Genomic DNA, 14,991 nt, shown 5'->3' on the forward strand with positions numbered 1-14,991 from the left:
CCCGGACGTGGAGCTCTTCACCGGCGCTGAGTTCGGCTTCCTGAGTGGTTCCGGCCTGGACGGCATCCAGGCCGGAACGCTGGCCCTGATCGTCGTCATCGGATTCGCCGCCGGGTGGATCGACGCCGTCGTCGGCGGGGGCGGGCTGCTTCAGTTGCCCGCCCTCTTGCTCGTCCCCGGGGTCTCCCCGGTGCAGGCGCTGGCGACCAACAAGATGGGCTCCATCTTCGGAACCACCACGAGCGCCGTCACCTACTACCGACGGGTCCACCCGGATCTGCGGACCGCCATCCCCATGGCGCTGATAGCCCTCGCCGGCAGCTTCGGCGGGGCAGTGGTGGCCACGCTCCTGCCCCCGTCCGTGTTCAAGCCGATCATCGTCGCCGCGCTCGTCGCCGTCGCGGTCTTCACCGCGGTCAAGCCGACCGTGGGGGAGCTGACGCAGCTGCGGCACCAGGGCGTCCGGCACTACGTCGCCGCCGGCACGATCGGCGCGCTCATCGGCTTCTACGATGGTTTGATCGGCCCCGGGACCGGATCGTTCCTGATCATCGCCATGGTCGTGGCGATGGGCTACAACTTCCTGGACGCCTCGGCCAAGGCGAAGATGGTGAACATGGCGACCAACTTCGGCTCGTTGGTCTTCTTCATCCCCAGTGGCCACGTCCTCTGGGGGCTCGGACTGGCCCTCGGCGTGGCCAACATGCTCGGCGGCTACACAGGCGCGCGGATGGCGGTCTCCCGGGGGAGCAGGTTCATCCGGGTCGTGTTCCTCGTCGTCGTCTCGGTGCTGATCCTCCGCCTCGGATACGACGTCGTCGTCGAGAACTTCTAGCCGACGCCTGCCCTCCGCGGCCCCGGAGGGCTTCCCCTGGTGGATTCCGCTAGTCCTCGGCAGCGGGCGCCGTGAGCGTGAGCCACGGATCCTCCGTGGCGCGGGCGGACCCGGCCAGGGCCTCGGCGAGGAGCCAGCCGCGCTGCGAGACCGGGGCGGCCGCGGCCGCATCGCGCAGCGCCAGGGCGAGCTGCACCTCGCCCTGCGCGAGGGCATCGGGCAGCTCGGGATCCGCGGGCGCCGCGTAGGCGGGCTCCCGGACCGCCACGCAGCCCTGCGGCAGCAGATCGGCCAACCGGTCTCCGAGCGCCTCGCGGCGCTCGGCGGTGGGCCACCAGGCCGCCGGATCCGCCAGCGGAGACGTGGCGAGAGGCTCGTCCAGGCCCGGGCCTGCGCCGGGCGGAGCCGCAGCGCCCTCCGCGGCCGTCCCCGCTCCGGCGGACTCGGCGGGCGTTGCCGGGACGATGCCGCCGTCCGGCCACGCGACCCCGGACCGGACGGCGGTGTACTCGTACAGGTAGGCCGTCCGGTACGCCGCGTCGGCGGCCGCCACCACCGGCGCGCAGTGCGCCGTGGCCACCTGCTCCGGCACCGGGGCGGAGCGCGAAGGCGTCGGCGAGCCGCTCTCGGAGGCGGTACGGCCCGACGTCGGGTCGCTGGACTCGGAACTCCCGGACTCGGGATTCTGGGGCTCGGGACTCCGGGACTCCGCACTCTGGGACCCCGGACCCGCCGACTCCTCCGCGGGGGAGCCGGACTCCGGACTTGCCGGTGCATCGGGTCCACTGGAGATGGGGCTCGCCGACGGCGGGGCCGCGGAGGACATCGCCGTCGAGCCGAGCTCGGCGCGCAGCGCGTGGGCCCGGTCGGCGTCGAGGAGCTCCAGCGCCTGGACCTGCTCCAGGGCCACGGCCACCAGGGTGCGCAGGCGCTCCGGCGGCACGGATGCGGGGTCACGGGCGTCCTCCGAGGACGGGTCGAGGCGCGCCGCGAGCGCGGCCCCGACGACGGCCCGGGCGGAGGCCTCCAGCTGGTCGGCGAACACCGCGACGTCTCCGGCCGGCGGGATCACCGGCTCCCGCGGCTCGCTCTCGGGCAGCCAGGGGAACAGCGGCTCCACCGTCTGCGGCGGGCCGACCAGATCGCTCTGCCGGGACACCGCCTCACGGACGGCAGCGGGGAGCTCGTCGCCCAGTGCGGCACCGCCGGCCGCCAGCGCGGCGACGTGTTGTTCGACACTCGGATCGGCGAGCGTCTCGGGATCGCGGGGACCGCCGGTGACGGCCGTGGTGCCCAGGGCGACGATGATCAGGGCCAGGATCGCGAAGACCGCCAGCTGGCGCAGCCCCCGGGCCAGGCGGCCCGGCCGGGACGGTCGGGAACCGCCGTCGTGCTCCGCTCCTCGGCCGGAGGGTGCGGATCTCGGGGGACTGGGGCGCTGGCTCATCGCCTCCGATCATCCCACGGGGCCGGTGGCACCGGGGCGATCCCGGACGGTGTCGCCGGCCCGCGTCCCGGCGAACCTCCCTGAGTGGAGCCGCGCCTGGCGCCCCGCGTGCCGCCGCGGGCGCGTGACCGTCGTCCCACGGCGGCAGGCGGCGGGCGCCGCGGGTGCGGCCGGCTCCAGCGCGAGCCGACGAAAGTCGATAGTCTGGTGCGCACAACATCGAATATGTGGGAGGAACAATGTCCGGGAAGCCGGAAGAGACCCAAGCCGAGGCCGCCCGCCTCGCGGACTACCTGAGGCCCACCGTCGCCGCCCACGGACTCGTTCTGGAAGATGTTGAGATCCGCAACTCGGCGGCCCACCGCGCCCTCCACGTGGTCGTGGACCGCGAAGAGGGCACCGAGGGCGTCGATCTGGACACGATCGCGGAGGTCTCGCAGTCGGTGTCCGCGGCACTCGACGCCGACCCCCACGACACGGACGCCCCGTACGATCTCGAGGTCTCGTCCTTCGGGGTGAGCCGCCCGCTGACGGAGCCGCGCCACTGGCGCCGCAACCTCGGCCGGCTGGTCACGGCCAACATCGCCGGCGACGAGAACATCACCGGGCGCCTGGCGGAGGTCACGGACGACGGCGTCGTCCTCGTCCCGCAGCTCCCGGTCAAGAAGGGCATGAAGCCCAAGACGGGAGAGCCCGTCCGGGTCCCGTTCGACCAGATCCGCCGCGGCAGGGTGGAGGTCGAATTCAACCGACCCGCCGGCGACGGCACAGAAGACTTCGTCGACCTCCAGGTCGACGGGCAGGCAGAGGAGGCCTAGATGGACATCGATATGGGAGCACTGCGCCTCCTGGTCAGCGAGCGCGGCATCTCGCTCGAGAAGATCATCCCGACGATCGAGCAGGCGCTGCTCGCCGCATACCACAAGACGCCCGGCGCGTTCACGGCGGCCCGGGCGGAGATGGACCAGCGGACCGGGCACGTGACCATCTGGGCCAAGGAGATCGAGCACAACGGCGAGGTCGTCGGCGAGTTCGACGATACCCCCGAGGGCTTCGGGCGGATCGCCGCCTCGACCGCCCGCCAGGTGATCATGCAGCGCCTGCGCGATGCCGAGGACGACAACATCCTCGGGCGGTTCAAGGGCAAGGAGGGCGAGCTGATCTCCGGCCAGATCCAGCAGGGCAGCAACCCCCACATGGTCCAGGTCGACCTCGGCGAGGTCGAGGGGCTCCTCCCGCCGCCCGAGCAGGTCCCCGGCGAGGACTACTCCCACGGCAAGCGCATCCGCGCCTACGTGACCGGCGTGAACAAGGGCCTCAAGGGCCCCTCGATCACGCTCTCGCGCTCGCACCCGAACCTGGTCCGCCGGCTCTTCGAGTTCGAAGTCCCGGAGATCTCCGACGGCACGGTCGAGATCGTGGCCCTGGCCCGCGAGGCCGGCCACCGCACCAAGATGGCCGTGCACGCGCGCAAGCCCGGAATCAACGCCAAGGGCGCGTGCATCGGCGAGATGGGCACCCGCGTGCGGGCGGTCATGAGCGACCTCAACGACGAGAAGATCGACATCGTCGACTACAACGAGGATCCGGCCAAGTTCATCGCGGCGGCGCTGTCCCCGTCCAAGGTCAGCTCGGTCACGATCGTCGACGAGGCGGCCCGGCAGGCCCGCGTGGTGGTCCCCGACTACCAGCTGTCGCTCGCGATCGGCAAGGAGGGCCAGAACGCGCGCCTCGCCGCCAAGCTGACCGGCTGGCGCATCGACATCGTCTCCGACGCCAAGGCGGCCGAGTAGCGCCTGCCGGCGTCCGGGCCGGGAGGACCCGCCCCGCCCGCAGCAGGGTGGGGCGACGAGGCGGCTCCCGGCGCGGTAGACTGGACTGCGGTTCAGGTGCGGGCCCGCATTGTTATGCGGTCCGCCGAGAGCCGGAGTGTTGGCAAGTACCCGCAGGAATGCGGGGCAGGCAGGAGATGACGGCGTTACGTGAGCGAGCAGCAGAGCCCGCGGCGGACGTGCATCGGATGCCGGCAGACCGCCGACCAGACTCAGTTGATGCGTTGGGTGAGGGAGAAGAGCGAGGGCGGCCAGGCCGCCGTCGTGCCGGATCTCCGCCGACGCATGTCCGGCCGGGGTGCATGGTTGCACCCGGATCCGGCGTGTGCTGCAGCAGCCGTCAGGAAACGGGCATTCAACCGGGCCTTCAGGGCCCAGGTGCGCATGCCCGACGAGGCGCGGCTGACCGCGGCCATCGACGCGTTCCACTCCATGGGGCGCGCCGACGTAACCGTCCAACCTGAAAGCGGGTCAGAAATCTGATGGAAACCCGATGAGCGGCAAGCGATGAGCGCCTAGCTATGACATACGAGTTATGCGCCGCAACCGGTGTGCCGCGCCAGCGTGGCCCCCGGACGAGTAGGAAAACGACGGTTCACCTCTAGTTGCTTTCGAGTGCAGGGGCGGACCGAGACAGGAGAAATGTGGCCAAGGTCCGCGTACACGAGCTCGCGAAAGAGCTCGGAATTCCTTCCAAGGAAGCACTCGCAAAGTTGCAGGACATGGGCGAGTTCGTTCGCTCGGCGTCCTCGACGATCGAGCCCCCAGTAGTCAAGAAGCTCCGCGACGCCTATCCCGGCGCCGGAGCGCAGAAGGCGGACAAGCCCGCCGGTGGCCAGGCCCCGAAGCCGGGTTCGGCCCCCAAGCCGGGCTCCGCCCCCAAGCCGGGCTCCACCCCGAAGCCCGGGACGGCCCCTGCGCCCAAGCCGGCCGCCGCCGCGCCCGAACCGGCCGCCGAGAAGCCGAGCGCGGGCGCGCCCCAGCCCGGCACCGCCCCGACGCCGCCGGCCGCGCAGCCCGAGGCCCCGGCCCCGGAGCAGAACCCCGCCCCCAAGGCGTCCGGCCCCAAGCCGGGCGCTCCGCGTCCGGCCTCCAAGCCGACGTCCGCCCGCCCGGGCAACAACCCGTTCGCGCCGACCCAGGGCATGCGCGGCAGCGACGAGCGCGGCGGCCCCCGCCCGGGTCCGCGCCCGGCCGCGCCGCGTCCCGGCAACAACCCGTACGCCACCCAGCAGGGCATGCGCCCGGGCGGCGCAGGCGGACAGCGTCCAGGCGGCCCCCGCCCGGGCGCCCCGCGTCCCGCCGGCGGCGGCGCGGCAGGTCCGCGTCCGGCCGGCGGCCGTCAGGGCGCCCCCGGCACCGGTGGCCCCCGTCCGGCGGCCCCGCGTCCCGCGGGCGCCCCGCAGGGCGGCGGCGCTCGTCCGAACCCGGCCATGATGCCGCAGCAGCGCCCCAAGCCGGCGGCTGGCGGCGGCCGTCCCGGTGGCGGCCCCGGCCGCCCCGGTGCACCCGGACGTCCGGGCGGCGCGCCCGGCGGCGGTGGCGGATTCCGTCCCGGCGGCGGCGGAGGCCGCGGTCGCGGCGGCACGGCCGGTGCCTTCGGCAAGGGTGGATCGCGCAGCAAGCAGCGCAAGTCGAAGCGCGCGAAGCGTCAGGAATTCGAGCAGCAGAACGAGCGCAGCTTCGGCGGCGTCAGCGTCCCGAAGGGCGACGGCCAGACGGTCGTCCGCCTGCGCCGCGGCTCCTCGGTGGCTGACTTCGCCGAGAAGATCAACGCCAACCCGGCAGCGCTCGTGACGGTGCTCATGACCCTCGGCGAGATGGCGACGGCGACGCAGTCGCTCGACGAGGCGACCTTCGAGCTCCTCGGCGAGGAGCTGGGCTACAAGGTCCAGGTCGTCTCGCCCGAGGACGAGGAGCGCGAGCTCTTCGAGTCCTTCGACATCAACCTCGAGGACGAGCGCGAGGCAGAGACCGACGAGATGCTGGAGCCGCGTCCGCCGGTGGTCACCGTCATGGGTCACGTCGACCACGGCAAGACCCGCCTGCTGGACTCGATCCGCAAGGCGAACGTCATCGAGGGCGAGGCCGGCGGCATCACCCAGCACATCGGTGCCTACCAGATCGAGACGCACCACGAGGGCGAGGAGCGCGCGCTCACGTTCATCGATACCCCGGGCCACGAGGCGTTCACCGCCATGCGTGCCCGTGGTGCCAAGGTGACCGACATCGCCGTGCTCGTGGTCGCCGCGGACGACGGCGTCATGCCGCAGACGATCGAGGCGCTCAACCACGCCCAGGCGGCCGAAGTGCCGATCGTCGTCGCGGTCAACAAGGTCGACAAGGAGGGCGCGAACCCGGACAAGGTCAAGGGCCAGCTCGCCGAGTACGGCCTGGTCCCGGAGGAGTACGGTGGCGACACCATGTTCATCCCGGTCTCCGCGCTGAAGAAGGAGGGCCTGGACGAGCTGGTCGAGGCGATCCTGCTCACCGCGGACGCCGCGCTGGACCTGCGCGCCAACCCGGACAAGAACGCCCGTGGCGTCGCGATCGAGGCCAACCTGGACAAGGGCCGCGGCGCCGTCGCGACCGTCCTCGTCCAGTCCGGCACGCTCGCCGTCGGCGACACGATCGTCGCCGGCCGTGCGCACGGACGCGTCCGCGCCATGTTCAACGAGAACGGCGAGAACCTCGACGTCGCACTGCCGTCCCGCCCGGTCCAGGTCCTCGGCCTGTCTTCCGTGCCGCGGGCAGGCGACACCTTCCTGGTGACCAACGACGAGCGCACCGCCCGTCAGATCGCCGAGAAGCGCGAGGCCGCCGACCGCAACGCGGCGCTGGCCAAGCGTCGCAAGCGCATCACCCTGGAGGACTTCGACCAGGCTGTGGCCGAGGGCAAGATCGACACCCTCAACCTCATCCTCAAGGGCGACGTCTCCGGTGCGGTCGAGGCGCTCGAGGACTCGCTGCTCAAGATCGACGTGGGCGAGGACGTGCAGCTGCGCGTCATCCACCGCGGCGTGGGCGCGATCACGCAGAACGACGTCAACCTCGCGACCGTGGACAACGCCATCATCATCGGCTTCAACGTCCGACCGGCCGAGCGCGTCGCCGAACTGGCCGACAAGGAGGGCGTCGACATGCGCTTCTACTCGGTCATCTACTCGGCGATCGACGACATCGAGGCTGCGCTGAAGGGCATGCTCAAGCCGGAGTACGAGGAGGTCCAGCTCGGCTCGGCGGAGGTCCGCGAGGTCTTCCGCTCGTCCAAGTGGGGCAACATCGCCGGCTCGATCGTCCGCTCGGGCATCATCCGCCGCAACACCAAGGCCCGCCTGGTGCGCGACGGCAACGTGGTCGCCGACCGGCTGACCATCGAGTCGCTCAAGCGGTTCAAGGACGACGCCACCGAGGTCCGCGAGGGCTACGAGTGCGGTATCGGCCTCGGCTCCTTCAACGACATCAAGGAAGGCGACGTGATCGAGACCTTCGAGATGCAGGAGAAGCCGCGCGTCTGATCCGCGCACCGCGCACAGGGACGGCGGGCTCGCACAGCGGGCCCGCCGTCGCGCGCGTTCATTGATAAGTTTTCTCTACCAGAGATCGCTCCGAAGGAGGTCAGCATGGCTGATCAGGCACGCGCGGCACGGCTCGCGCAGCGAATCAAGGTCGTCGTGGCCCAGGCCCTGGGCAAGGTCGTGAAGGATCCCCGCGTCGACGCCATCACCGTGACGGACGCCCGGGTCACGAGCGATCTGCAGCAGGCGACCATCTACTACACGGTCTTCGGCGACGAGACCGCCAAGGAGGACGCCGCCAAAGCCCTCGAGAAGGCCAAGGGCGTGCTCCGCAAGGAGGTCGGCCGGAACCTCACGATCCGGCTGACGCCGTCGCTCGAGTTCGTGGCCGACGAGATCCCCGTCAACGCGTCCCACCTCGAGGACCTGCTCCGCCAGGCCAAGGAGCGCGACGCCGAGGTGGCCGCCCTGGCCCAGCAGGCGAAGCCGGCCGGCGACGCCGACCCGTACAGGACCTCCGAGTCGGACCTCGAGGACGACGACGAGGCAGGGGAAGCGCGAGCGTGACCGCAGGGGGCACCAGGGAACCGGAGGCCGGGGGACAGGGTCGGAAGCGGCCGCAGAACACCGCCTCCGGCCTGGTCATCGTGGACAAGCCGAAGGGCTGGACCAGCCACGACGTCGTCGGCCGGATGCGACGCCTCGCCGGCACCCGGAAGGTCGGCCACGCCGGGACCCTGGACCCCATGGCCACCGGAGTGCTCGTCGTCGGCGTCAACAAGGCCACCCGACTCCTGACGTACATCGTCGGCACCGGCAAGACCTACACCGCGACCATCCGCCTCGGGCAGAGCACGGTGACGGACGACGCCGAGGGCGAGATCGTGCAGGAGCGCATCGCCGCGGCGGTGACCGAGGCGGCCGTGCTCGACGCCGTCGCCCGGCTCACCGGTGACATCATGCAGGTGCCCTCCTCCGTCAGCGCCATCAAGGTCGACGGTCAGCGGTCCTACGCCCGCGTCCGCAAGGGCGAGGACGTGGAGCTGCCGGCGCGGCCGGTCACGGTCAGCCGATTCGACGTCCACGAGGTGCGCCGTCTCCAGGGCGGCCGCATCGTCGACGTGGACGCGACCGTCGAGTGCTCCTCCGGCACCTACATTCGTGCCCTCGCCCGGGATCTGGGGGAGGCGCTCGACGTCGGCGGGCACCTCACGGTCCTGCGGCGCACCCGGGTGGGCCCGTACTCGATCGACATGGCCCGCACCATGGACGAGCTCGCCGATGCGTTCGGGATGCTCGATCTGGACGCCGCCGCCCGCGCCCTCTTCCCCGAGCGCATGCTCACCGCCGAGGAAGCGATCGAGCTGAGCTTCGGGCGCCGGATCCCGCCTACCGGTGCCGACGGGCCCGTCGCCGCCGTCGCGCCCGACGGCACGGTCGTGGCGCTCCTGGTGGACAGGGACGACGTCGCCCGGCCGGAACTCGTGTTCGCCGCCTCCTAGCGGCCCCAGGAACCACCCGGGCCGTCAGGCCTGGAACCCAGAAAGGCAGAACAACCCCGTGCTCGCTTCCGGTTTCTTCATCGCCGGCGCCGTCGTGTGCGCAGTGTCGGTGATCGTCGCCGTCGTCGCGACCTTCGCCCGGGACTACCCGGACGACATCGCGATCCTCGGCGTCGCCGCCGTCGAGCTCTTCCTCATCGTCTACGGCGTCGCCGCCGGCATCCGGCAGGCGGGCGGGGACCCCGTCTCCGGCGAGCTGTGGGAGTTCTGGGGCTACCTGCTGACGGCCCTGCTCATCCCCGTCCTGGCCTTCTGGTGGGCCGTGACGGACAAGACCCGATGGTCCAATCTGGTGCTCGCCGCCGTCGGCGCCACCGTGTTCGTCATGCTGTTCCGCATGGAGCAGATCTGGCACGGGGGAGTGCTCGCGTGAGGCGCCAGGAGCGGCAGACCGGACTGGGCCGCATCATCATCGCCGTGTACGGCATCTTCGCCCTCGCGGCCACCGCGCGGGCCGGCTACCAGATCGCAACGGAGTTCTCCGAGGCCCCCGTGGCGTACCTGCTCAGCGCGTTGGCCGCGGTCGTCTACATCGTCGCCACCGTCGCCCTGGCCTCCCGCAGGCCGGGGAGCTGGCGGCTCTCGCTGGCCGCCGTCGGGTTCGAGTTCCTGGGCGTGGTCGTCGTCGGCGTGCTGAGCTTCGCCGTGCCGCACCTCTTCGCCCATCCCGCCGTCTGGTCCCACTTCGGCAGCGGCTACGGCTACGTCCCCCTCGTCCTGCCCCTGGTGGGTCTCTGGTGGCTCGTCCGCCACCGCGACCCCGCCGAGGTCCGGACGGCCGCCACCTAGCCCGGGGGCCGGAGGCGGTCCGCGCGAGCGCGCGGGCCCCGGCCGTACTAGAGTCGACTCGGATCGGGCCGCCCGTGGCGGAGCGGACGAGCGGACACCACGCAGAGAAGGAGCAACGTGCAGCACTGGACAGGCCTGGAGGCCGTGCCAGCCGGGTTCGGACCCGCCGTGGTGACCATCGGGAACTTCGACGGCGTCCACCGGGGCCACTGCGCCGTGCTCCGCCAGCTCGTCGGCGAGGCCGAGCGGCGCCAGGCGTCCGCCGTCGCCATCACGTTCGACCCGCACCCGCGCCGGGTGCACCAGCCGGACCAGGCTCCGCCGCTCATCATGGGCCTCGAGGACCGGACCGAGCTCGTCGCCGAGTGCGGCGTCGACGCGCTGCTGACCCTGCACTACACCCTCGACTTCGCCCAGGCCACCGCCCAGGAGTTCGTCCAGAGCGTCATCGTCGACGCCCTGGGCGCCTGCGCCGTCGTCATCGGGCACGACGTGCGGTTCGGCTGCGGCAACCACGGCGACTTCCAGACCATGGTCGAGCTCGGCCGGCGGTACGGGTTCGACGTCGTGGGGATCGACGACGTCGGCAGCGGCCGCCGCTGGTCCTCCACCTGGATCCGCGAGTCCCTCGCCGCCGGCGATGTCGCCACGGCGGCCGAGGTGCTCGGCCGACCGCACCGGATGCGCGGCGAGGTGGTCCACGGCGCAGCCCGCGGCCGCGAGCTCGGCTTCCCGACCGCCAACCTGGCGCCCACGGCGGACGGCATCATCCCGGCCGACGGCGTCTACGCCGGATGGCTGGTCGACGAGGCCGGAACGCGCTGGCCGGCGGCCATCTCGGTCGGCTCCAATCCCACGTTCGAGGGCGTCGGGCGGCAGGTCGAGGCGCACGTGATCGACCGCCCGGACGAGCCCGTGGAGAGCTTCGACCTCTACGGGCAGCGGGTCGTCGTGGAATTCGTGGAGCGGCTCCGCCCGATGGTCGCCTACCGCGGGGTCGAGGCACTGATCGAGCAGATGGACGACGACGTCGTCCAGGCCCGCGCGGTCCTCCGGGCGGGCGGGGTGCGCGGCAACGCCTCCGGGCCCGGGACCGCGGGCGAGCGGCCGGCCGACGAGACGGCGTCGGCCTCCCGGGCCGAGTAGGGTTGTGAGCGACCAGCCCGCCCCGGTGCCCAACCTGCCCCGGCGGGCGCCGCGCATCCGCGCCGAGATCGGCGAGGCCTTCACCGAGGGCGCCGACCACTACGACGCCGTGCGGCCCGCCTACCCGGCGGCTGCCGTCGACTTCCTCCTCGGTGCCGGAGGCGGGGCTCCTGTGCGGGAGGCCCCCGGGACCACCGGGCCCACGGACCCCGGCGGCTCCGGAGCGGACGTTCTGGATGTCGGGGCCGGAACCGGCATCCTGACGGCCCAGCTCGTCGAGCGCGGGGCGCACGTCACGGCGCTGGACCCCTCCGCCGACATGCTCCGCGCGCTGGCTGCCAAACTGCCCGGCGTCCGCTGCGTCGAGGCACCGGCCGAGGCGACGGGGCTCGCGGAGGCGGCGTTCGACGTCGTCGTCTGCGCCCAGGCCTGGCACTGGGTGGACCCGGCGCGTGCGACGGCGGAGGCGGCCCGGTTGCTGCGCCCGGCCGGCGCCCTGGGCCTGGTCTGGAACCAGTTGGACGTCACCGTGCCATGGGTGCACCGGCTGGCACGGATCATGCACGCCGGCGACGTGCACCGCCCCGAATTCGAACCGGCGAAGGGACCGGGCTTCGGCCCCTGGCGGGCGCACCACGAGCACTGGCGGGAGCCCGTGACCCCGGAGTTCCTGCGCGAGCTCGCGAAGTCGCGCGCCTACTACCTGCGCGCCGCGGAGTCGACCCGGGCGAAAGTCATGGCGAATCTGGACTGGTACCTCTACGAGCACCTCGGCCACGCCCCGGGGGAGCGGCTCGAACTGCCCTACTACACCCACGCCTGGCGCGCCGTCCGCGACTGACGGACGCGCGCGGAGGCACGCCCGGCCCATGCCGGGAACGCGGCACAGTGGCGCGCTGGCCCGCGAGCACCGGGCGGACCGGCGCGCCGCGGGGAGGCGCCGGGCTGATAGACTGGACGACGGTGCCCGCTGCAGTCCGCGGTGGAGGGCGCCGGCGTCCTGCGGGGCGTGCATCTGTTCGCGGTACAACTCTAGGAGTTACTGTGGCCCTTGACGCCGCTGTGAAGACCGAGATCATCAAGGAATACGCAACGCACGAGGGCGACACCGGTTCGCCCGAGGTGCAGGTTGCAGTGATGACCCGTCGCATCTCGGACCTGACCGAGCACCTGAAGTCGCACAAGCACGACCACCACACCCGCCGCGGCCTGATGGCCCTGGTCGGTCGTCGTCGTCGCATGCTCGACTACCTGAAGCGCGTCGACATCGTGCGCTACCGCGCATTGATCGAGCGCCTCGGCCTGCGCAAGTAGGCTCGTTGACTTCAGGCGGCGATCCGGTGGAGGTTTTCTCCCCGGGGTCGCCGCCTTTAGTCTGTGTACTGGGCGCGCCACGCGCCCGCACAACTGAAGAGCACGTCCAACACCAACGGAGCGCAGCCCATCATCGGCATTCGCGGTCCTCGGTAGTGGTCTACGGGGCGCCCCCGGTCGGTCTGACCGCCGGCAGGAGCGCCGTGGACCTCGATCGAAGACCGGGTGCATCCTCGCCTCCGCCCGGGCACACCCGGGCCGAGCGAAGCGATGAGGCCGCCCTCCTCCGCACCACAGATACGGAGAAGACACTTTGTCTGACGTCCAATTCGCCGAAGCCGTGATCGACAACGGCCGCTTCGGCACCCGCACCATCCGCTTCGAGACCGGCCGCCTCGCCAAGCAGGCCGCCGGCTCCGCCCTCGTCCTCATCGACGAGGACACCTCCATGCTCTCGGCCACCACGGCCGGCAAGCACCCGCGCGAAGGCTTCGACTTCTTCCCGCTGACCGTGGACGTCGAGGAGCGCATGTACGCTGCCGGCCGCATCCCGGGCAGCTTCTTCCGCCGCGAGGGCCGCCCCTCGACGGAGGCCATCCTGGCCTGCCGCCTCATGGACCGCCCGCTGCGTCCGGCCTTCGTCAAGGGCCTGCGCAACGAGGTCCAGGTCGTCGTGACCGTCCTGTCCATCAACCCGGACGACCTGTACGACGTCGTGGCGATCAACGCCTCCTCGATGTCCACCCAGCTCTCCGGTCTGCCGTTCTCCGGCCCGATCGGCGGCGTCCGCGTCGCCCTGGTGGACGACGGCAACGGCGCCCAGTGGGTCGCCTTCCCGAAGCACTCGCAGCTGCAGGACGCCGTCTTCTCCATGGTGGTCGCCGGCCGCCAGACCGAGGACGACATCGCCATCATGATGGTCGAGGCCGAGGCGACCGACAACTCCTGGAACCTCATCAAGGAGCGCGGCGCCACCGCCCCGACCGAGGACGTCGTCGCCGAGGGCCTCGAGGCCGCGAAGCCGTTCATCAAGGTCCTCTGCGAGGCGCAGGCCGACCTCGCATCGCGTGCCGCCAAGCCGGCCGTCGAGTTCCCCGTCTTCCGCGACTACGAGGACGACGTCTTCGCTGCCGTCGAGGAGAAGGCCACCGCCCGCCTGACCGAGATCTTCTCGATCGCGGACAAGCAGGAGCGCGACAACGCCTCCGGCGAGTACCGCGATGAGGTCGTCGAGGCGCTGGCCGGCGAGGGCCAGCAGTTCGAGGGTCGCGCCGGCGAGGTCTCCAAGGCCTTCGGCGCGCTCACCAAGAAGGTCGTGCGTCAGCGCATCCTCACCGAGCAGGTCCGCATCGACGGCCGTGGCCTGACCGACATCCGTCAGCTGACGGCCGAGGTCGAGGTTCTGCCGCGCGTGCACGGCTCGGCGATCTTCGAGCGCGGCGAGACCCAGATCATGGGTGTCACCACGCTGAACATGCTCAAGATGGAGCAGCAGATCGACTCCCTGTCGCCGGTGACGCGCAAGCGCTACATGCACAACTACAACTTCCCGCCGTACTCCACCGGAGAGACCGGCCGCGTCGGCTCCCCGAAGCGCCGCGAGATCGGCCACGGCGCCCTGGCCGAGCGTGCCATCGTGCCGGTGCTGCCGTCGCGCGAGGAGTTCCCGTACGCCATCCGCCAGGTGTCCGAGGCCCTCGGCTCCAACGGCTCGACGTCGATGGGCTCCGTCTGCGCCTCCACGCTGTCGCTGCTCAACGCCGGCGTGCCCCTGCGCGCACCGGTCGCCGGCATCGCCATGGGCCTGGTCTCCGACCAGGTCGACGGCGAGACCCGCTACGCCGCGCTGACCGACATCCTCGGCGCCGAGGACGCGTTCGGCGACATGGACTTCAAGGTCGCCGGCACCGCCGAGTTCGTCACCGCCATCCAGCTGGACACCAAGCTGGACGGCATCCCCGCCTCGGTCTTGGCCGCAGCGCTGAAGCAGGCCCGCGAGGCCCGCCTGCACATCCTCGATGTGCTCAACGCCGCGATCGACGCCCCGGACGAGATGAGCGAGTTCGCACCGCGCATCATCTCCGTGAAGATCCCCGTGGACAAGATCGGCGAGGTCATCGGCCCGAAGGGCAAGATGATCAACCAGATCCAGGAGGACACCGGCGCCGACATCTCCATCGAGGACGACGGCACGGTTCTGATCGGCGCCACCGACGGCGAGTCCGCCGAGGCCGCCCGCTCCGCCATCAATGCCATCGCGAACCCGCAGGTTCCCGAGGTCGGCGAGCGCTACCTGGGCACGGTCGTCAAGCTGACGACCTTCGGCGCGTTCGTCTCGCTGATGCCGGGCAAGGACGGACTGCTGCACATCTCCGAGCTGCGCAAGCTCGCCGGGGGCAAGCGCGTCGACGACGTCGAGGACGTCCTCTCCGTGGGGCAGAAGCTCCAGGTCGAGCTCACCAAGGTCGACGATCGCGGCAAGCTCTCCCTGGCCCCGGTCGTCGCGGAGGACGCCTCCGAGACCGCCGAGCAGCCGGCAGAGTAGGGA

At 71.7% G+C, this 14,991-nt stretch carries 14 protein-coding genes; 13 read left to right on the forward strand and 1 reads right to left on the reverse strand.

What is annotated here, in order from left to right; translation table 11 throughout:
• Positions 1-7 precede the first annotated feature (7 nt).
• On the forward strand, positions 8-835 hold the full coding sequence (locus RIN46_RS06925; protein ID WP_375141843.1) for a sulfite exporter TauE/SafE family protein: 828 nt from the start codon (positions 8-10) through the stop codon (positions 833-835).
• A 49-nt stretch (positions 836-884) separates the two neighbouring features.
• Here the strand turns inward: RIN46_RS06925 and RIN46_RS06930 are convergent, their stop codons facing one another.
• Positions 885-2,282, reverse strand: a complete 1,398-nt coding sequence (locus RIN46_RS06930) for a hypothetical protein (protein ID WP_309080211.1) — start codon at positions 2,280-2,282, stop codon at positions 885-887.
• Positions 2,283-2,521: 239 nt separating this feature from the next.
• On the opposite strand from RIN46_RS06930, the gene rimP reads away from it, so the two are divergent.
• From rimP to RIN46_RS06990, 12 genes are all read left to right on the forward strand, one after another.
• On the forward strand, positions 2,522-3,100 hold the full coding sequence (gene rimP / locus RIN46_RS06935) for a ribosome maturation factor RimP (RefSeq protein ID WP_309080210.1): 579 nt from the start codon (positions 2,522-2,524) through the stop codon (positions 3,098-3,100).
• The gene (gene nusA, locus RIN46_RS06940) at positions 3,101-4,075 is read left to right on the forward strand and encodes a transcription termination factor NusA (protein WP_309080209.1); all 975 of its coding nucleotides are present in this window, start codon (positions 3,101-3,103) and stop codon (positions 4,073-4,075) included.
• A gap of 189 nt (positions 4,076-4,264) precedes the next feature.
• The gene (locus tag RIN46_RS06945) at positions 4,265-4,597 is read left to right on the forward strand and encodes a YlxR family protein (RefSeq protein ID WP_309080208.1); all 333 of its coding nucleotides are present in this window, start codon (positions 4,265-4,267) and stop codon (positions 4,595-4,597) included.
• 161 nt (positions 4,598-4,758) lie between these two features.
• On the forward strand, positions 4,759-7,632 hold the full coding sequence (infB, locus tag RIN46_RS06950; RefSeq protein WP_309080207.1) for a translation initiation factor IF-2: 2,874 nt from the start codon (positions 4,759-4,761) through the stop codon (positions 7,630-7,632).
• 105 nt (positions 7,633-7,737) lie between these two features.
• On the forward strand, positions 7,738-8,199 hold the full coding sequence (rbfA, locus tag RIN46_RS06955; protein WP_309080206.1) for a 30S ribosome-binding factor RbfA: 462 nt from the start codon (positions 7,738-7,740) through the stop codon (positions 8,197-8,199).
• A gap of 71 nt (positions 8,200-8,270) precedes the next feature.
• Positions 8,271-9,134, forward strand: coding sequence for a tRNA pseudouridine(55) synthase TruB (gene truB / locus RIN46_RS06960; protein WP_309080512.1), 864 nt, complete (start codon positions 8,271-8,273; stop codon positions 9,132-9,134).
• 58 nt (positions 9,135-9,192) lie between these two features.
• On the forward strand, positions 9,193-9,567 hold the full coding sequence (locus RIN46_RS06965) for a hypothetical protein (protein ID WP_309080205.1): 375 nt from the start codon (positions 9,193-9,195) through the stop codon (positions 9,565-9,567).
• Positions 9,564-9,983, forward strand: a complete 420-nt coding sequence (locus RIN46_RS06970; RefSeq protein WP_309080204.1) for a hypothetical protein — start codon at positions 9,564-9,566, stop codon at positions 9,981-9,983. The genes RIN46_RS06965 and RIN46_RS06970 overlap by 4 nt, the downstream gene beginning before the upstream one ends.
• 117 nt (positions 9,984-10,100) lie before the next feature.
• Entirely contained in the window at positions 10,101-11,129 is a 1,029-nt protein-coding gene (locus RIN46_RS06975) for a bifunctional riboflavin kinase/FAD synthetase (protein ID WP_309080203.1), read from the forward strand.
• Positions 11,130-11,133: 4 nt separating this feature from the next.
• The gene (locus RIN46_RS06980) at positions 11,134-11,970 is read left to right on the forward strand and encodes a class I SAM-dependent methyltransferase (RefSeq protein ID WP_309080202.1); all 837 of its coding nucleotides are present in this window, start codon (positions 11,134-11,136) and stop codon (positions 11,968-11,970) included.
• Between the two features lie 203 nt (positions 11,971-12,173).
• Positions 12,174-12,443 carry a 30S ribosomal protein S15 gene (gene rpsO / locus RIN46_RS06985; protein ID WP_309080201.1) on the forward strand — a complete coding sequence of 90 codons (270 nt, stop codon included), beginning with the start codon at positions 12,174-12,176 and terminating at the stop codon, positions 12,441-12,443.
• Positions 12,444-12,756: 313 nt separating this feature from the next.
• Positions 12,757-14,988, forward strand: a complete 2,232-nt coding sequence (locus RIN46_RS06990) for a polyribonucleotide nucleotidyltransferase (protein ID WP_309080200.1) — start codon at positions 12,757-12,759, stop codon at positions 14,986-14,988.
• The last annotated feature ends 3 nt before the right edge of the window (positions 14,989-14,991 follow it).

The organism is Zhihengliuella sp. (assembly GCF_031178195.1).
Taxonomy (GTDB): domain Bacteria; phylum Actinomycetota; class Actinomycetes; order Actinomycetales; family Micrococcaceae; genus Zhihengliuella.